This window comes from Parasaccharibacter apium, assembly GCF_002917995.1.
GTDB classification, from domain to species: domain Bacteria; phylum Pseudomonadota; class Alphaproteobacteria; order Acetobacterales; family Acetobacteraceae; genus Bombella; species Bombella apis.
In genome coordinates this window covers 133,679-152,402 of record NZ_LMYH01000007.1, presented here as the reverse complement: position 1 = coordinate 152,402, position 18,724 = coordinate 133,679, and the positions used below count along the sequence as shown (strand labels likewise).

The 18,724-nt window shown below is 59.9% G+C and carries 15 protein-coding genes; 7 read left to right on the top strand and 8 right to left on the bottom strand.

Features of this window, described 5'->3' with window-relative positions:
- Positions 1 to 76 precede the first annotated feature (76 nt).
- Entirely contained in the window at positions 77 to 1,030 is a 954-nt protein-coding gene (locus tag ASO19_RS03500; RefSeq protein WP_103765392.1) for a tyrosine recombinase, read from the bottom strand.
- A 12-nt stretch (positions 1,031 to 1,042) separates the two neighbouring features.
- Positions 1,043 to 1,249 carry a hypothetical protein gene (locus ASO19_RS03495; protein WP_103765391.1) on the bottom strand — a complete coding sequence of 69 codons (207 nt, stop codon included), beginning with the start codon at positions 1,247 to 1,249 and terminating at the stop codon, positions 1,043 to 1,045.
- 151 nt (positions 1,250 to 1,400) lie between these two features.
- Between ASO19_RS03495 and aroB the strand changes: the two genes are divergently transcribed.
- From aroB to ASO19_RS03465, 6 genes are all read left to right on the top strand, one after another.
- Positions 1,401 to 3,077: a 3-dehydroquinate synthase gene (aroB, locus tag ASO19_RS03490; protein ID WP_103765390.1), complete on the top strand. Its 1,677-nt coding sequence runs from the start codon at positions 1,401 to 1,403 to the stop codon at positions 3,075 to 3,077.
- A gap of 211 nt (positions 3,078 to 3,288) precedes the next feature.
- Positions 3,289 to 4,446, top strand: a complete 1,158-nt coding sequence (locus tag ASO19_RS03485; protein ID WP_043560711.1) for an OmpA family protein — start codon at positions 3,289 to 3,291, stop codon at positions 4,444 to 4,446.
- Between the two features lie 215 nt (positions 4,447 to 4,661).
- Positions 4,662 to 5,078, top strand: coding sequence for a GtrA family protein (locus ASO19_RS03480; RefSeq protein WP_166651622.1), 417 nt, complete (start codon positions 4,662 to 4,664; stop codon positions 5,076 to 5,078).
- A 143-nt stretch (positions 5,079 to 5,221) separates the two neighbouring features.
- Positions 5,222 to 7,861: an alanine--tRNA ligase gene (gene alaS / locus ASO19_RS03475; protein ID WP_103765389.1), complete on the top strand. Its 2,640-nt coding sequence runs from the start codon at positions 5,222 to 5,224 to the stop codon at positions 7,859 to 7,861.
- A gap of 279 nt (positions 7,862 to 8,140) precedes the next feature.
- A complete protein-coding gene (locus ASO19_RS03470; RefSeq protein ID WP_043560716.1) occupies positions 8,141 to 8,833 on the top strand; it encodes a carbonic anhydrase in 693 nt (230 codons plus the stop codon).
- Complete coding sequence (locus ASO19_RS03465; RefSeq protein WP_181005192.1) at positions 8,826 to 9,767, top strand: endonuclease/exonuclease/phosphatase family protein; 942 nt, start codon at positions 8,826 to 8,828, stop codon at positions 9,765 to 9,767. The genes ASO19_RS03470 and ASO19_RS03465 overlap by 8 nt, the downstream gene beginning before the upstream one ends.
- 64 nt (positions 9,768 to 9,831) lie before the next feature.
- Here ASO19_RS03465 and ASO19_RS03460 read toward each other — a convergent pair whose 3' ends face one another.
- Positions 9,832 to 11,373 carry a peptide chain release factor 3 gene (locus ASO19_RS03460; protein ID WP_043560717.1) on the bottom strand — a complete coding sequence of 514 codons (1,542 nt, stop codon included), beginning with the start codon at positions 11,371 to 11,373 and terminating at the stop codon, positions 9,832 to 9,834.
- A 90-nt stretch (positions 11,374 to 11,463) separates the two neighbouring features.
- Entirely contained in the window at positions 11,464 to 12,081 is a 618-nt protein-coding gene (gene rpsD, locus ASO19_RS03455; RefSeq protein ID WP_043560719.1) for a 30S ribosomal protein S4, read from the bottom strand.
- A 330-nt stretch (positions 12,082 to 12,411) separates the two neighbouring features.
- Here rpsD and ASO19_RS03450 point away from each other — a divergent pair, with 330 nt between their 5' ends.
- Positions 12,412 to 13,614 carry an MFS transporter gene (locus tag ASO19_RS03450; RefSeq protein ID WP_103765388.1) on the top strand — a complete coding sequence of 401 codons (1,203 nt, stop codon included), beginning with the start codon at positions 12,412 to 12,414 and terminating at the stop codon, positions 13,612 to 13,614.
- Positions 13,615 to 13,630: 16 nt separating this feature from the next.
- Here ASO19_RS03450 and ASO19_RS03445 read toward each other — a convergent pair whose 3' ends face one another.
- Genes ASO19_RS03445 through ASO19_RS03430 form a run of 4 tightly spaced genes read right to left on the bottom strand, consistent with a single transcriptional unit; the run spans position 13,631 to position 18,547 of the window.
- Positions 13,631 to 15,328 carry a TolC family protein gene (locus ASO19_RS03445; protein WP_052349106.1) on the bottom strand — a complete coding sequence of 566 codons (1,698 nt, stop codon included), beginning with the start codon at positions 15,326 to 15,328 and terminating at the stop codon, positions 13,631 to 13,633.
- Complete coding sequence (locus tag ASO19_RS03440) at positions 15,328 to 17,190, bottom strand: FUSC family protein (RefSeq protein ID WP_166651624.1); 1,863 nt, start codon at positions 17,188 to 17,190, stop codon at positions 15,328 to 15,330. Before ASO19_RS03440 ends, ASO19_RS03445 begins: the two co-directional genes overlap by 1 nt.
- Positions 17,183 to 18,235, bottom strand: a complete 1,053-nt coding sequence (gene mdtN, locus ASO19_RS03435; RefSeq protein WP_081562995.1) for a multidrug transporter subunit MdtN — start codon at positions 18,233 to 18,235, stop codon at positions 17,183 to 17,185. The genes ASO19_RS03440 and mdtN overlap by 8 nt, the downstream gene beginning before the upstream one ends.
- A 15-nt stretch (positions 18,236 to 18,250) precedes the next feature.
- Entirely contained in the window at positions 18,251 to 18,547 is a 297-nt protein-coding gene (locus ASO19_RS03430; protein WP_081562994.1) for a YtcA family lipoprotein, read from the bottom strand.
- Positions 18,548 to 18,724 lie beyond the last annotated feature (177 nt).

Here is an 18,724-nt window from a genome sequence, read left to right as displayed (position 1 = left end):
GCCCGATAGCACGCAAACAGGACGCAAGACAGCCCTAAATTGACACGAAGCAGGAAAACTCTGCCGGAGCCGGCTATCACCCCCGCTTTCCCGCCTCCCCGCTCTGCCTGTCCTGCCCCAGGGGATGATGCTGGCGGACAACTTCTTTCAGCCGCTCCGTCATGACCTGCGTGTAAATCTGGGTCGTCGTGATATCGGCATGTCCCAGCAGCACCTGAAGCGCCCGCAGGTCCGCCCCCCTGTTGAGCAGGTGGGTCGCAAAGGAATGACGCAGCACGTGTGGGCTGACACGCAGGGGGTCCAGCCCGGCCTTGAGCGCACAGGCATGAAGTATCTTGTCGAATCCCTGCCTTGTCAGTGGCTTCCGGGGATTGCGCCCCGGGAACAGCCACGGGCTGTCCAGCACGGCATCATAGGCCAGCAGCGCCTCTGCCGCTTCCCTGGCTGCGCTGGAGAAAGGCACGAGCCTTTCCCGCCCGCCCTTGCCCCGCACGGGCAGCATGCCGCCTCTCTGCCGGACACAGCCCGCTGGCAGGCTCAGAAGCTCGCTGATGCGCAGGCCTGTCGTGTACAGCATCTCCAGCGCCACACGGGAGAGAAGGTCCCGGCGCAGATCCGCATGGCCGCAGGTGCCCTTTTCCAGAAGTCGCCTGACCTCATCCTCACTCAATGGATGAGGCAGACCACTCTGATAGCGGGGAGATGCCTGCCCGGCGGTCAGCTCGTCCGCCCGCACGCCCATCTGGAGCATGAAACGGGCAAACTGCCGAAAGCAGGAAAGACGGCGGGCCTGTGTCCGGGCGGAAATGCCACGGCGCCCCTGATCGGCAAAATAGGCCTGTACACTGCCCCGGGATACATCTGCCAACGACAGGGGCGCACACCAGGAGGCAAAATCTTCCAGATCAGCCCGATAGGCCGCTCTCGTCTGCTCTGCTGCTCCCCGTTCTGCCACGATGGCCTCAAGAAACGCCTCTATCAGGGCAGCAGATTCTGCAGGGCAGCGCCGGACCTCCCGCCCGTCCGTCATGAGGGCCGCTCCTCAATGCCCTCCAACAGGTGGAAGCTCCGGCAGGCCCGGGGCCGCCTTCTGGGCAGAGGCGGCAGGGGACACGGCCTGCGGTGTCAGGTCACGATGCACCATCACCGGTGCCGGGGGCTGCGTATCGTGAGCCGTCAGGACGTACCCACCCCCCACCAACACCACAAGAACCAGCAGGACCAGCACCAGACGGGCAACGGTTTTCATAAGACGGCTCCATGTCAAAGGATACGTCCCGTTTATAGAAGGATCATCCCGTTTTAAAAACCCTCTTCTCTTCCACCGGAGACACACTCTCCCAGAGACATGGGCGATGAGAGACCTACCCCACCTCTCTCACCCGTGATAGAGGGACAGCATGTCCCCTTCCTTGCACGCCCCGCAGCCAGCCAGACCACCGTTCCGCATCATTGTCCTTGTCGGCCTCATGGGGGCCGGAAAAACGACTCTGGGACGGATGCTGGCCCAGCATTATGGCATCCCCTTCATCGATACCGATGCCGAGATCGAAAAAGCCTCCCGCCAGAGCATCCCGGAAATCTTCGCCCACCATGGCGAAGCCCATTTCCGTGCCGGGGAACATCGGGTCATACGCCGCCTCCTAAAGAACGGCCCCTGCATTCTGGCCACCGGTGGTGGCGCCTGGATGCATCCGCAGACCCGTGCCCTCATCCACAAGGCAGCAGATGTCTGTGCTATCTGGCTGCATGTCCCCATGGCTGTCCTGCTCAGACGCCTGCTCAACAACCGTGGAAGCCGCCCCCTCCTCGCCCAGGGCGACCCGGCGGCCACCCTGCGTCAGCTCGCCACCGTGCGGTATCCGCGCTATGCCGAGGCAGACATCATTATCGACTGTGGAGATGAAAGCGTGGAACAGGCCACCCGGACCATTACTGATACCCTTGCCAATACGAGTCTGCCCCATCATGTCCCGGTTGCTCTCGCCGGCCACAGTTATGAGGTTCTCATCGGCCGTGAGCTGCTGGCGCAGGCGGGCCTGCGGGTAAAGCCCCATCTGCCCAATGGCCACGCCATCATCCTGACCGACGAGACAGTTGCCACCCATCACCTGGCCACGCTGGAACGCAATTTCCGTGAGGTCGGCATCCGCTTTCACACCATCATCGTGCCTCCGGGAGAGGGCAGCAAATCTCTCGCCCGTTTTGAAGCCGTCATGGAAGAAATGCTCGAACGGGGCATCGAGCGTGGCACCACCGTCATTGCCCTGGGTGGGGGGGTCATTGGTGACCTTGCCGGATTTGTGGCGGCTACGGCGCTGCGCGGAATTCCCTTCATCCAGATTCCCACAACATTGCTGGCACAGGTGGACAGTTCTGTCGGAGGTAAAACGGGAATCAATGCCCGGGCCGGAAAGAATCTCATCGGTGCCTTCTGGCAGCCCCGGCTCGTGCTGGCCGATACGGAAACGCTGGCCACTCTCCCCCGCCGCCAGCTCGTGGCGGGTTATGCAGAAATCGTCAAGGCAGGCCTCATCGCTGATGCCGAACTGTTTGCCTGGTGCGAAGCCAATGGTCAGGCCGTTCTGGAGGGAGAGCCCGGGAAGCTGGGTGAAGCTGTCCGCCGGGCCTGTGCCTTCAAGGCCGGAGTCGTACAGGACGATGAACGGGAGCAGGCAGGATCAGGCGGTCGGGCCCTGCTCAATCTGGGCCACACCTTCGCCCATGCCTTTGAAGCCGAGTTCCATTATGACGGCCGCCTCCTGCATGGGGAAGCCGTCTCCATCGGCCTGCACATGGCCCTGGCACTGTCCGTCAGGATGGGGCTTGCCCCCGAGGATGACCTGGCACGGCTTGACGCCCATCTCCACGCCCTGGGAATGCCCGCCGGTGCAGCAGACCTGCCCCACGGCCTCAGTACGGAAACCCTGCTGAACCACATGGGCCGGGACAAGAAGTTGCGCGACGGGAAGATCACCTTCGTTCTGCTCCGCGGAATCGGCATGGCTTTCACCTGCCGTGATGTCGCCATGGATGATGTCCGGGCCCTGCTTCTGGCTGAAGGTTTTGCCCCCTGATACCGCCACATTCCAGCCTTTATTCCGATAATGTGTTGTATTGGTCACAGTGTATGTTCCATCGCAAACGCAGGGCGGAAAACCTCTTAACTTCCCACCAGCTTTCCATTACATCTCGGTTATCGGCCGCGCTGGCTCCATACGGTGATCGTTCCGACGCCCGCCAACCGTAATGGCCGTAAGTATACAGAATTAAGGACTGAGGAAGTAAATGCGTATTCGTAATGCACTTCTCGCCATGACCTCAATGGTGGCCCTGCCGTCATTTGCCATGGCCAGCACGATCACCGGCCCGTATGTCGACATGGCAGGCGGTTACAACCTGGTTCAGCACCAGCAGTTCCGTCAGGGTAACCCTGGCACCTCCCACGGTCGTGGCATCGGTGGCAACGCCCACTCCGGCACCGGCTTCAACGGCTACCTCTCCACTGGTTACGGCTTCGGTAACGGCCTGCGCCTCGAAATCGAGGGCACCTACAACCAGACCCACATCACCCGTCTGGGTGGCGCCTTTGCCGCTGGTGGCAACCGCAAGGCCCACGGCAAGAGCGAAGGCTGGGGCGGGTTCGCCAACGTGCTGTATGACATCGATCTCGGCATGTTCGGCCTGAACGATGTTCCGGTTACACCGTTCGTCGGTATCGGTGCTGGTTACATGTGGCAGCGTTACCGCAAGGTCTACAACCGCAGCACCGGTCGTCCTGACCCGAACTTCAACAACACCCAGGGTGGTTTCGCTGCTCAGTTCATCGCTGGTGCCGCTTACGACATCCCGGGCGTTCCGGGCCTGGCTCTGACCACGCAGTATCGCTTCATGGGCCAGACGGGTTCCATGAGCGGCGTGACCAGCGGCCGTCAGTACCTGCACAACAACAACGAGAACCATGGCAAGGGTGACCGCGTAAGCTTCAACACGCGCTACACGCACCAGTTCATGCTCGGCCTGCGTTATGCCTTCAACAATGCTCCGCCGCCGCCGCCGCCGGCTCCGCATGTTGTCGTTCCGCCGCCGGCTCAGGCTGCCCGTACTTACCTCGTCTTCTTTGACTGGGATAAGTCCAACCTGACAGGCCGCGCCCGCGACATCGTTGCCCAGGCTGCCCAGGCTTCCACGCACGTGCAGACGACACGCATCGAAGTTAACGGTTACACCGACAACTCCGCTGCTCATCCGGGTCCGCGCGGTGAGAAGTACAACATGGGTCTGTCCCTCCGTCGTGCAAACAGCGTCAAGGCTGAGCTGATCCGTCTGGGCGTTCCGGCTACGGCCATCGACATCCACGGTTACGGCGATGCCAACCCGCTGGTGGCAACTGCCAAGAACACGCGTGAGCCGCAGAACCGTCGCGTTGAGATCATCCTGAAGTAATCTTCAGAGCTGATTTTCAGCCCGGGCCTTACGGTCACGGAAAAAGGGTGCCTTCGGGCACCCTTTTTTTATGGCCCGTTCCTCCTGTGCAATCTTTCACAAGAAAAGATTTACCTCTCCCCTGTGAAGCTGTGTTAGGGTCCCCTCCACCTCTGCAACAATCCTTATGGTTTTCCAGCTGAAAAATGCTTGAACAGTTCATTCCCAGAAGCCTGATGAAGTTCCTTCCTCTCATGCAGCGCTTCTTCTATTTCGGAGTTGTGGGAGCTGTCGGCTTTCTCGTGGACTGGGCAAGCCTCTCCCTTTTCCGCCATGTTGTCGGGCTCCGTGCTGCCGCCCTGCTCGCTTATGTCATTGCCTCAAGCAACAACTGGATTCTGAACCGTTACTGGACATTCCGGGACTGTTGCCGCAAACGCCACAAGGTGCATCATCAATGGGGGCGCTTTGTACTGGCCAATCTTCCCGGTTTCATCATCAACCGTGGGATCGTGCTGGCCCTCTTCAGCCTTTGGCCGCTGACACGGCATTACACCGTCATTGCTCTGCTCTGCGGGACAGCAGGCGGCATGTTCATCAATTTTGCCCTCTGCCATCACTTCGTCTTTCACAAGAAGACCCCCCAGTCATAAAGCCCCATTCCCCGGTTGGTGGTCTTCTTTTCCTGCACGCTTCCCTGCATCTCCTCCATAGGACCTCCATTTCCAAAAGACAGAAAATCGGCTAGAAAACAGGAACCATCCTTTCTTTCTCCGGAACCCGGACCTACAGACTCATGATCAGTACCAACGATATCCGCGCACAATTCCTTCAGTATTTTGAATCCCACGGGCACCGCATCCTTCCGTCTGCCTCTCTGGTTCCGCAGAATGATCCGTCCCTGCTCTTCACCAATGCGGGGATGGTGCCTTTCAAGAACGTTTTTACCGGGCAGGAGACCCTGCCTTTCAAGCGGGCCACAACAGCCCAGAAGGTCGTCCGTGCCGGTGGCAAACATAATGATCTGGACAACGTCGGTTACACGGCACGTCATCACACATTCTTTGAAATGATGGGGAATTTCAGCTTTGGAGATTACTTCAAGGCTGAGGTCATCGAATTTGCCTGGACGCTGCTGACCAAAGGCTTCGGCATCCCGGCCGAGAAGCTGCTCGTCACCGTCTATGCGGACGATCATGAGGCCGCTTCCCTATGGAAGAAGATCGCTGGCCTCTCGGATGACAAGATCATCCCCATCGCCACGTCCGACAATTTCTGGCGTATGGGCGATACCGGCCCCTGCGGTCCGTCCTCCGAAATCTTCTACGATCATGGCCCGTCCGTGGCCGGTGGCCCTCCAGGCAGCCCTGATGAAGACGGCGACCGGTTCGTCGAGATATGGAACCTCGTCTTCATGCAGTTCTTTGAAGAAGGCGAAGGCAAGCGGACCAATCTTCCCCACCCTTCCATTGATACCGGCATGGGGCTGGAGCGTTTCGCCGCTGTCATGCAGGGCAAGAAGGACAATTACGACACGGACACGATCCGTGCCCTCATCGAGGCCTCTGCCGACCTGCTGAAACAAGATGCGGATGGCCGCTTCAAGACCAGTCATCGTGTGGTGGCCGACCATCTGCGGTCCACCGCCTTCCTCATCTCCGATGGTGTTCTGCCCTCCCGTGAGGGACGTGGCTATGTGCTGCGCCGCATCATGCGCCGTGCCATGCGTCACCTCCACCTGATGGGAGCGAAGGAGCCGGTCTTCTACCGTCTGCTGCCTGCCCTCATCCAGCAGATGGGCCATGCCTATCCTGAGCTGAACCAGCACAAGGCCCTCATCACCGAAACCATGAAGGGTGAGGAAGAACGCTTCTCCGCCCTTCTGGGCCGTGGCATGGCCCTGCTGGAAGACGAGATGGGCCGCCTCTCCAGCAACGGTCATCTGCCCGGTGACGTGGCCTTCAAGCTCTATGACACGTTCGGCTTCCCGCTGGACCTGACGCAGGACGTGCTACGTGAGCGTGGCCACAAGGTCGATGAGGCCGGTTTTGAAAGTGCCATGGCCGAGCAGCGCCAGCGTGCCCGTGCCGCCTGGGTTGGCTCCGGTGACAGTGCCGTGGAGACCGTCTGGTTCGATGCCCGTGACCGCTTCGGCAGCACGGAGTTCCTCGGCTATGTGAGCGAGGCTGCCGATGCCCAGGTGCAGGCCGTCTTCCGTGGCAGCGATGAGCTTGCCGAAGCCAAAGCCGGTGACGAAGTCGCCATCCTGCTCAACCAGTCCCCCTTCTATGGAGAAAGCGGCGGACAGGTTGGCGATCATGGTACGCTGACAGCCCCGGGCCTGCGGATCGAAATCACTGACACGCAGAAGAAGAACGGCTCCCTGATCGTCCATTATGGCCGCATCGTGGAAGGCACGCTCAGGCCGGGCATGGATGTTCATGCCGAGATCGACCACGTGCGCCGCACCGCCGTGCGGGGGCATCACTCCGCAACCCATCTCCTGCATGAGGCCCTGCGCCGCCATATCGGTGAGCATGTCACCCAGAAGGGCAGCCTGAACACGCCGGACCGTCTGCGCTTCGACATCAGCCAGCCCCGCCCTCTGACGGAGGATGAGCTGAAAACCATCGAGGCCGAGGTGAATACCCGCATCCGCCAGAACAGCCCGGTCGAAACCCGCCTGATGACGCAGGAACAGGCCATTGAAAGCGGCGCCATGGCCCTCTTCGGTGAGAAATATGGCGATGAAGTCCGTGTCGTCTTCATGGGCAATGAGGATGAGAAAAACCGTCAGGCCTATTCCATCGAACTCTGCGGCGGTACGCATGTGACCCGTCTGGGTGAGATCGGCCTGTTCCGCATCGTCTCCGAAAGTGGCGTCTCCTCCGGCGTCCGCCGTATCGAGGCTGTCTGCGGGGCTGCGGCCGAGCAGACCATCCGCACCAGTGAGGAACGGCTGGCCGAAATGGCTGCCCTCCTGAAGGTCACGCCTGCCGAGGCTCCGGCCCGTCTTGCCGCCCTGCTGGAAGAACGCAAGGCCCTCAATGCGCAGATTTCCTCCCTCCAGCACAAGCTGGCCACGGGGGAAGGGTCTGCCTCCAGCGAGACCATCAATGGCGTCACTCTGGCGGCCCGCTTCCTTGAGGATGTCAGCCCCAAAGACCTCAAGGGGCTGGCTGATGGCCTGCTGAAGCAGATCTCCTCCGGCGTGGTGGCCCTGATCTCCGGCGCCAATGACCGGGGCAGCATCGTCATCGCCGTCAGCAAGGACCTTACGGACCGCTTCGATGCCGTGAAGCTGGCCCGGGAAGCCTCCGCCCTGATGGGCGGCAAAGGCGGCGGTGGCCGCCCTGACATGGCGCAGGCTGGTGGCTCCGAACCGGCTGCCGATGCCGTATTCGCCATGTTGCGCAAGACACTGGCCGAAGGCTGAGACCTGCGAGACCCTTTTCTGACGAAAAGAACTACCCTGAAGAGAGCGTCAGGCCTGTTATGGAGGGCCTGACGCTTTTTTCTTGCAGATGATCCTGCTCTGGCCTTGCCCGCCCAGGTCATGAAAGACATTTCCTGAATCAGGAGGGGCTTTCGTCTGGACGCTTCTTAAAAAGATTTTTAATATATGGCCTATGGGCACCGTGACCTGCCTCGCCCATAGTGGGCTCGCCAGGGCTTTGCCCCGCATGATGCGTCTTTGATCAGGAAACATAACGCTATGGTCTTCCACCGTAACACTCTTCTGGAACTCCTTGATGGCGTCCGCACCTTTGAAGAAGAGGTGTATCCGGAAAAAAAGGATCTCTTCCAGAGTCTGGCTTACGATCAGAACCCACCAACGCTATTCATCACCTGCGCCGACAGTCGCATCAGCCCGAGCCTGATCACCCAGACAGAACCGGGTGAGCTGTTCCTCATCCGCAATGTCGGCAACATCGTTCCGGCCTATGGCAACATGGTCGGGGCCGTGGCTTCCGCCATCGAATACGCCGTCGGAGCTCTGGGGGTAAAAAACATCATCATCTGTGGCCACTCCAACTGCGGGGCCATGTCCGCCCTCATCAATCTGACCACAAACCCGGAAAAGCTGGCCGACATGCCAACCGTCCGCCGCTGGCTGCACAATGCCGAGGCCGCTGCTGCCACCATCGGCGATCTGCGGGCTGAAGATGTTGGCCCCAAAGATGTCCGCGATCTGGCTGAGGCCAATGTCCGCCTTCAGCTCACCCATCTGAAGACACACCCGATCGTTGCCAAGGCTCTGTCCCGTAACGAGCTGAACGTACAAGGCTGGTACTACGACATCCAGAATGGACGCATGTACATTCTCCACGAGAATAACAAGACGGAATATTCCGTTGAAGAGGCCATCGCCCTTCTCAAGGAAACCGGCACAGCCAACCATGCCTGACAGCGTGCCCTTTCTGGCACCGGAGAGCCGTCTGTCCCCCGGGGCAGGCGGTTTTTCATGCCACGCCCTGTCCCTTGCACTCTCTCTGCTGTGCAGCTTCATCCTGCTGCTGTCCCCAGCACAGGCTTCGGAAAGCCTGAAGCTGACCAGCTGGAACCTGGACTGGCTCACCCTCCGCCCTGCCAATGACCATACCCTGCCCCCTGATGCCCCCACACGCACGGCTGCGGACTTCGCAGCCCTGCGTCATCAGGCACACCGTCTCCACAGTGACATCCTCGCTTTTGAAGAAGTGGACAGTCTTGCGGCGGCCCAGCTTGTTTTCCCTCAGGACGAATATGACCTCTACATCACGCCAGACCCTATTCCCCAGAAGGTCGGACTGGCGATCCGGCGGACGGCCGGCCTGAGCGTCACCGTCAATCCCGAGATCACGGCTCTCAATATCCCACAGCCGGGGCATCATCACCCCCTCCGGGGCGGCATGGATGTCACCCTCCGCAAAGGAGCCTCCAGCCTGAGACTGCTCATCGTCCATCTGAAGACCGGATGCTGGGCACAGCCTCTTGCTGCCAGAAAACGTGCCTGTTCCCTACTCTATCAACAATTCCATGTCATCGAGGACTGGATACTGGACAGGGTGGATGACGGGACGCCCTTTGCCATTCTGGGAGATTTCAACCGCCGCCTGACACCGGCTGACCCTCTCATGCAAAATCTCCAGAACGACGCCAGCCTGACCCTCACCACGGCGGGCTTTACCAGCCCCTGCCGCCGCAGTGGTGACCTGTTCATCGATCACATCCTGCTCGGCAATCAGGCCCGGGACTGGTTCATTCCGGGAAGTCTCCGTGTCATGCTCCTGCGCAATGTGGCACAAGGGCTGACCCTTTCAGACCACTGTCCTGTCTCCGTGCAGATCAGGCTGCCCTGAAAACAGAAAAGCCCGGGACGGTCTCCCGCCCGGGCCTTTCCTCATGTTTCGGGCAGGAAGAACTTCAGGCCGTTCCAGACATCCCGATCTGCTTGATGTCATGGAAACTGAGAGCCTCATTCATCTCGATAGCCCGGTTCATCATGAAGCCAGAACCGGCAAGGAAGACTGGATCACCATCCAGATCATCAGCCATCGCACTCCGGTTTAGGGCCACAAACTGCTCCAGGGCAGCTTTATCGCCCGTGACCCAACGGGCAAGCGTGAAAGGCGTGCTCTCAAAACCGACCGGCACGTTATATTCCGCCTGGAGGCGGGACTGCAGCACGTCCAGCTGGAGGGTCCCCACCACGCCCACGATTGGCGGGGCTCCATCCTGCGGGCGGAACAGCTGGACGACCCCCTCTTCCGCCAGCTCCACGAGGGCCTGACGCAGCTTCTTCGCCTTCATGGCATCATCCAGCCGCACACGACGCAGGATTTCCGGGGCAAAATGCGGAACCCCCGTGAAGCGCAGGTCTTCACCATCCGTCAACGTATCACCAATGCGAAGTGTCCCATGGTTGGGAATCCCCACCACGTCCCCGGCAAAGGCTTCCTCCACCAGCTGCCGGTCCTGCGCAAAGAAAAACTGTGGCGTATGAAGGGCGAACTGCTTGCCGATACGCACATGCTTCAGACGCATCCCACGGGTCAGCTTCCCTGAACAGACACGGGCAAAAGCCATGCGATCCCGGTGATTGGGGTCCATATTGGCCTGAATCTTGAAAATCAGGGCCGTGACATTCTCTTCCGTCGCCTGCACATCCCGTGTCTCAGAGGGCTGGGCACGGGGCGGCGGCCCATAGGCAGCCAGAGCATCCAGAAGGTCCGTCACCCCAATCTCTTTCATGGCCGAACCGAAGAAAACGGGTGTCAGATGTCCTTCATCGAAAAATTCCTTCTCGAAAGGAGGAAGGGCCACCTCGGCCAGTTCTACTTCTTCCCGCATCTGGGCCAGCCGCTCATCATCCTCGGGCAGCTCTTCCTTCAGGTGCAAGGACTTCGTACGAAGGTCATAAATACCGGCAAATTTCGCCGCACGCCCGACCGGCCATGTCGCCGGGGAGACGTCCAGAGCCAGCGCACTGGAGATTTCATCCAGCAGGGCAAAACAGTCCTGCGCCTCACGGTCCATCTTGTTGATGAAGGTGACGATGGGAATATCCCGCAGACGGCAGATCTCGAACAGCTTGCGGGTCCGGGCCTCGATGCCCTTGGCGGCATCAATCACCATCACGGCGCAGTCCACCGCTGTCAGCGTGCGGTAGGTATCCTCGGAGAAGTCCTCATGGCCCGGCGTGTCCAGCAGGTTGAAGACACATCCACCATAATTGAAGGTCATCACCGAGGTGACGACCGAAATGCCACGGTCCTTCTCGATGCTCATCCAGTCCGACCGTGTCCGCCGCCGCTCTCCCTTGGCCCGGACATTCCCGGCCATCTGGATGGCCCCACCTGCCCGCAGGATGCGCTCTGTCAGCGTGGTCTTACCGGCATCAGGATGGGAAATGATGGCAAAAGTGCGCCGCCGGGGAATCTCCGCAGCGATGGTAGGGTCGGACATATCAGCCTTCCTGGGAAGAGAGCGTAAGAAACGGCAAACGCCGGACGGTAAAACCGCCCGGCGCCTCCATATACAGCCAGTAGCCGTATCTTAGCGGGAGTAGAACTCGACCACCAGATTCGGTTCCATCTGCACCGGGTAAGGCACATCGGAGAGCTGCGGAACACGGATGAAGGTACCCTTCATCTGGCGATGATCCACCTCGATGTATTCCGGCACATCACGCTCGGCACTCTGGACGGAATCCAGAACGATGGCGAGCTGCTTGGACTTCTCACGCACCTCGATCACATCACCTTCCTTCACCAGATAGGAGGGGATGTTGACGCGCTTGCCGTTGACCAGCACATGACCGTGGCTGACGAACTGACGGGCAGCGAACGGCGTCATGGCGAATTTCAGACGGTAGATGACGGCATCCAGACGACGCTCCAGCAGGCCGATCAGGTTCTCAGAGGTATCACCCTTGCGGCGCACGGCCTCGTCATAATAGCGGCGGAACTGCTTCTCGCTGATGTTGCCGTAATAGCCCTTCAGCTTCTGCTTGGCCATCAGCTGCACGGAGTAGTCAGACGGCTTCTGACGGCGGCGCTGACCATGCTGACCCGGGCCATATTCACGACGGTTGACCGGGGACTTGGCACGGCCCCACAGGTTGACGCCGAGGCGGCGGTTGATCTTGTACTTGCTCTCAAGACGTTTTGACATCGGTTAAACCCGTATTCTCTCAGACCGGCGGCTCTGTGCGACAGCCCTTTGTTGCACCGGTAGGTTCCCCTCCCCCATCACGGGGTACTTGGAGAACGGAACAGCCTGCGGACCTCATGGAACAGTGCGCCACAGCACGCATCATCCCGGCCAGACCATCCAACATTCCCGGCAATGGCACTGCCGTTACACGAGGCAGGACAGAGTGTCAAGAAATCCGACCATGTGGGAAGGTCGTACGCCATGCCTGAACGGCAAGAAGAGATTGGAAAAAACAGGCCATATCCCGTATATCCTCGTCATCCCCAATCAGACTGGAGCACTCCCTTTATGGAGCAGACCGAAACGGTTACAGGCCCACGCCTGACCCCGCCTCATGGCGTCGCCCCGGCCATTGCAGCCCTCATGCTCGGGACCTTTACCATTGGCACGGGAGAATTCGGAATGATGGGCATCCTGCCTGCCTTCTCCCATGCCCTTGACATTTCCATCGGGCAGGCCAGCGCCGTCATCTCCGCCTATGCTCTTGGCGTGGTAGTGGGTGCCCCCATCATGGCCATCGCCGGAGCCCGCCTGCCCCGCCGGACAGTCCTGCTGCTTCTGCTCTCCCTGTTCTGCATCGGCAATATCGGCACCATCCTCTTTACCTCACTCCTGCCCATCGAGGTCATGCGCTTCATCACAGGGCTGCCCCATGGGGCCTATTTCGGTATCGCTGCCCTGACGGGTGCCTCCATGGTCGAACGGGCCCGGCGGGGACGGGCCATCAGCATGGTCCTGTCCGGCATCATGATCTCCACCGTCATAGGCGCACCACTCAGCACGTTCCTCTCCCAATATGTTCCGTGGGAAGTGATTTATGGAGCCCTGTCCGTTCTGGGGCTGATCTGCGTGGCCGGGGTAGCCTTTTTCATCCCCGCTGACCGCCCGCAGAACAACATCAATGCCCGTTCCGAGCTGTCCGCCTTCAGGAACCCCCACGTCCTGCTGACCCTGCTGACCGGGGCCATCGGTTTTGGCGGCATGTTCGCCGTCTATACCTTCCTGACCTCCGGGCTGGGACAGGTAACGCATCTCAGCCCCTGGATGGTCACGCTCTGTCAGGTCATCTGGGGATGCGGAATGGTCGCCGGCAATGCCTTCGGCGGGGCCATGATTGACAGGAACCTGAACCGCACGACCATTTTCAGCCTGATTGCCAGCGTTGTCTTCATGCTGGCCTTCTGGCTGCTGCTTCCCTCCAGCACTGCCATGCTGGTTGTCTGCTTCTTCCTGCCTGCTGCCACGATCATCCTCAGTCCCGCCATGCAGGCCCGTCTCATGGATGTTGCCGGAGATGCCCAGACGCTGGCAGCCTCGCTGAATCACTCGGCCTTCAACATCGCCAACGCTCTGGGGGCATCCCTGGGTGCCATGCTGGTAGAGCACGGCCTGGGCATCAGCGCCGTTGGCTGGGGCGGGGCCATCCTCTCAGCCAGCGGGCTGCTGATCTACCTCGTCACGCTCCAGGTCGCCCGCCTTCACAAGCCATGAAAAAACGGCAGGCCCCTCAGCCGGGGGCCTGACCGCTGGAGACCGGCACAGCCGGAGCTGCTTCTTCCAATGAACCTTCAATATTGGACAGAACACTGCTGCTGCCCAGCGTACCAGCCGCATAAGCCAATGATGCGGCTGCACTCAACATGCCGTAATAGCTGTCCGAAACGGACAGACGGGCATTGAGCAGCGTATTCTGGAGCTCCAGCATCCGGGTCATCGTACCATCACCCGAACGGTAGGCTGTAAGGGCGGCATCAAAGCCGGTCTGGCTGGCCTTCTGGAGGCTCAGTGCCGCCTGATAGGCCGTGATGCCCGTATGCAGCATGGCCTCTGCACTCACGATCGTCCGGACAGCATTGTTCTGCGTGTCCTGCAGCGCAGCACGGGCACTGTCTTCCCGCTCATGCGCCTGCCGCAGACGATTGCGACGCAGCCCGCCATCATAGATCGGCACGGAAATACCTGCCGTGATGAGACCCCCGAATGTATGCACACGATCGTTGATCGAGTTCACATTGACAAGCGGCAGATTGCGAAAATGCAGGTCATCAAAGTTGTACCCGACATTGCCACTCATGAAAATCTGCGGCCTGTAGCTGGCACGGGCGCCTTCCACCGCACTCTGGGCGGCACGCAGGCTCGTATAGGCTGCCAGGACATCCGGCCGACGGGCCACAGCCTCATGCACCATCTCATCACTCAGGCGGATATCCTCAACGCGGATGTTCCTCCCGCTGTCCGTCTGCACATGCAGTGGCTGGGATGGATTCACGCCCACGGCAGCCAGCAGCTCCAGCCGGTATGTCTCCACATCCCCTTCCGTTCTGGCCAGCACCAGCTCGGCTTCCGCCACGGCCTGCTCGGCCTGTGACGTATCAATGACCGTCCCTTCCCCGTTTCTCAGGTTGGCATCTGCGGCCCGGGCAATCGCATGGGCATTCTCAAGAGACTGGCGCACAAGCGCCACATTGTTCAGAGCAGCCGCATAACGGTAATAAGCCAGAGCCACCTTGTGGATGACCTTCTGGTGTTCACCAGTAAAGAGGATGTTCTGCCCAATGCTCTTCTGGGTCGCTTCCTCCATCACGGCACGACGTTTGCCGAAGTCGAACAGCAACCATTCCAGCCCGACCTGCTGACGTTCCAATGTGCCCTGAAGGCGGGTATTCAGACTCGCATGCTGGCCTGCCACCCGGAAGCGGTTGTGTGGCTCCAGCAGGCCATACCCCCCCATGGCTACGGCTGTCAGATGCGGCAGATAGGCCGAGCGGGCAATGCCCGTCTCTGCCGCACTGACCCGTGCTGCATCCCAGGCCTGACGTGTAGAGGGGTTGATGGACTGGGCCATGTCGATCAGATCAGCCAGATCGTAGGAATGATCCACCTGCACGGTGCCCAGTGCAGCAGGCTGCGGCAGGACACGGTCCGATGCGAGGCGGTACCCCGCAGGCATTTTCAGGACACGTCCCCCCTTCTGGCCCGGTGCCCCTTTTTCATGCCCCTCGATGATATGACCATTCACATCAACCGGTGCATTCCATGGCTGGTTGGGGGCAGGCGGCATATTCCGCATGGCCGTTGTCTGGCAACCACTCAACGCACTGCTGCAGAGAAGGGCACTACAGACCAGCACGGCCCTGCGCCATACCTTCCCCGGCTGCTGCATTTTTTTACGCTCCATGACCTGTTTCCACTCAAAACCATCCATCAGAGACCTCCTCCTTCCTTAAGGGAAGCGGTCTCTCCCCCCTTCAGTATCTGCCCCAGACGAAGAGACTGTTTCTGCTGGCTGGCAGCAATATCCCCGAACAGACACCCGGCACTCATGGCCGCACGCCGCAGGAACAGCATGTACTGCCTCATGCGATGTTTTGTCGGACGCATGGCGGCCGGTTCTATCATGACCTGCCGCAGCTGGCTCATGGCCCCACTGGCCGTTTCCTGTATCCGTGCCGCCTGAAGCATGCGCTGGTCGTGATTCCAGTCCGTGATATCCTGCGCCAGCAGGCCATCAAGCGCCTTGAGCTTTTGCAGGGCCCCACCCATCGCACTGTGTGGCCAGAACATGGTATGCACGACATATGTGATGGCCAGACCGATCAAGATACCGATGATACGGTCACGGGGCACCGTCAGGTCCGTCGTTGGCGCATATTTGGCAAGATCAGCCAGCGTGAAGGTCACGATGATCTGCAACCCAAGGTAGGAAATGCGCTGGTCGCCGGCCTTGACCCATGCCCCGATGAAAATGACCACACCCATGACCAGCATGATCTCGGCTATGTCCGTCATGTGTGGCATGAGCCATACGATGGTGCCCATGGCCATGAAACAGCCTATCAGAGCCCCGACAATACGCAGCCGCTGTTTGTCCAGCACGGCCCCCATCGTCGGCAGGGACACGATGAAGCAGGTGATGATGCACGTATGCACCCCCGGCCAGTTCAGCATCTTGTATGTGATGATGGAGAGGCAGACAGAGACGGTCCCCTTGACGGCAAAGCGGACATGCTCCGGGTCCGTAAAGGCACCAGGAAGGAAAAAGCCCGATTTCTTTTTCGGTGCGGCATTTCCGGACTGGCTGGAAGGCAGCTGCACGTCCTCGGCTGTCAGGGGCTGGTCCAGACTGTTCAGCAGGCGCTCCATCTCCTGGGCGATATCACCTGAGCAGACCTGATCCGTGCCCGTTTCGGCCGGGCGGCCACCTGTTTCAAAACACTCCGCCGCTTCTTCCAGCCGCTTGGCCAGATACGCACAATCCTCCATGGAAATGGGGGCGTTGGGCTTCAGGCAGCGTTCAACAAATTGCAGGATGCCAAAACTGTTCAGAGCTGCCCGGCGCAGGTAGGACAGGTCTTCCGGGCTCCAGCGCTGTTCCGCGGTGGCAGCACCGAGCATGCCGAACATGCCGCTGACCCCCTCACCCACGGTATCCATGACGGCATCCTGCCAGGCCTGAGGGATGTTGCGCCCCTCGCCCCGCCGTCCCAGACATTTCGCCGACAGGCGCAGCCGCTCGATGATCTGGTCCGTGAGGACATGCTCTGGAGACGGAGAAAAACAGCTCCCCACAAAGGCCATCATGCCGGCGATGATGAGAAACACACGCCATGCCGACAGAACAAGACGGGCGATACTGTCACCGCTCTGCACATTGTCCAGCGCCACCAGCATGTAGGAAAGGATCAACCCGCCAATGACACTGATCATGCCAAGGATAGTTGTCGTGCTGAGGAAGAAAAAGACGAAGCTGAGAACAAGGTTGAAAATGAGCGTTGCCAGAAAATTGTTGATTGTCGTGGCAACCCCCACATAGAGAGCCCCCGTCACACCGGAAAAGAAGATGATGTACATGACGGAGATCTTCATGTTCGCCACCCTGTTCCCCTGCCACAACGCCCCCAGGGTGAGCGTGAGCAGGGTCAACATGGGCAACTGCCATATCTCACCTATGAGGACGAGCGCCATGCATACGATGGCGGTCCGCAAGGCCAGCGCCGTGCGCCCACGGGTTGGCCTTACGGCCAACCGCCAGAGACGCATGAAGGCGTCCAGATAGGGTTTAACCATGACAGGCAGCACCATGGAGAATTTCCACGTTGGCTGTTGCCCCCAGTCTCATCAGATGTTCAGGAGCATGTTCGATCCTGATGCGCACAGGGAAACGCTGGGCAATATGCACCCAGTCCATCTGCCGCTCGACAGACGGCACACCACGTTCGCTTTCCCTCATGTAATCGGTCGTCACACCCCGGCCAATGCTCTCGACAACCCCGTGGATGGCATGGCTGCGGTCGATCATGGAATACACGGTGGCGCAGTCACCCGGACGGACCGGCTTCAGGTTGATTTCCCGGATTGGGGCAATGGCATACCACTCATCCTTGGAAACCAGCGTAAACAGGTTCTCGTTGGCAGCCAGCACCTCGCCTTCCCGAACATTCAGACTCGTCACATAGCCATCTATGTTGGCCGTCACACGGGTCTGACGCAGCTCATAGCGGGCATGTTCCACCGCCACGGATGCTTCCTGCAGCATGGCCTCGGCGTGTTTGACATCACCGACAGCCACCTGGCTGGCCTGCTGTTCGTGCTGGGCTTCTGCCAGGGCATCCACGGCAGAGTTGAACTTCGTCACGGCCTGGTCATAGACCTGCCATGACACATAATGCTGCTCGGCCAATGGCTTGAGACGGGTCACCGTACGCCAGGCAAGGTCCTTCTCATCCTCGGCCTGGTGCCGCTTGCGCTCGTTGGTTGCCGCATTGGCCATGCGGACGGCCAGAGCACGGCGGGCGTCGTTCAGGTCGGCCTGTGCCTGTGTTTCACTGGCCTCAGCCTTGTGCAGGGCAATCTCATAGGGTTCGGGATCAATCTGGTACAGCAGATCCCCCTTGTGGACGACCTGATTCTCCCGGACAGAAAGAGTCTGGAGGCGCCCACCCACCAGAGCGGCCACATGTACGCTTTCCGTATAGATGACAGCACTATCACTGTTGGGATGCTGGCCTGACCGGTGATCCACATACAGGACACCGAAGAGAGCACATAACAGCGTGGCTGCTGCAATCACGCTCCCCACCGGGAAGCGGCCTTTAATCCGTTCTTTTTTCATGAAACCGCCCCTGAATTACCCGTAGAGAAGAAGCCAGCCGACAAGCCCTATCATCGTGCCCATGGAAAGGTAGGTGACCAGATGATACCGCAACAGGCCATCAATATGCAGGATCAGAAAGACCAGCCGCAGCAGGGCGGCGGACACCGCACCGATGAACAGGCAGATGAGCCAGGCCGGAAAATACGCACCGGCCAGAGGAAAGCTCGGTGCCCCGATCCCGGCACAACCCTGCAAGGGCACCATGAGCAGGGCCAGCCCCCACCTTGGGGCTCCATGAGCCCTGAAAGAAAATACTCCGGGCAGCTTCATGCACGCTCCTGTTTCCAGCTACGGGGACAACACACAGCCCTGAAGGGCCTGCCCCCGTACATACGGAAACACCTGCCCTCGCAAAGCATCTGACCAACCAGACCACTCATCTTTTTTACACATCGAAGCGCCCGACGATACGGGAGCATGACCCCTTTTTTCAAACGAATTGAGACA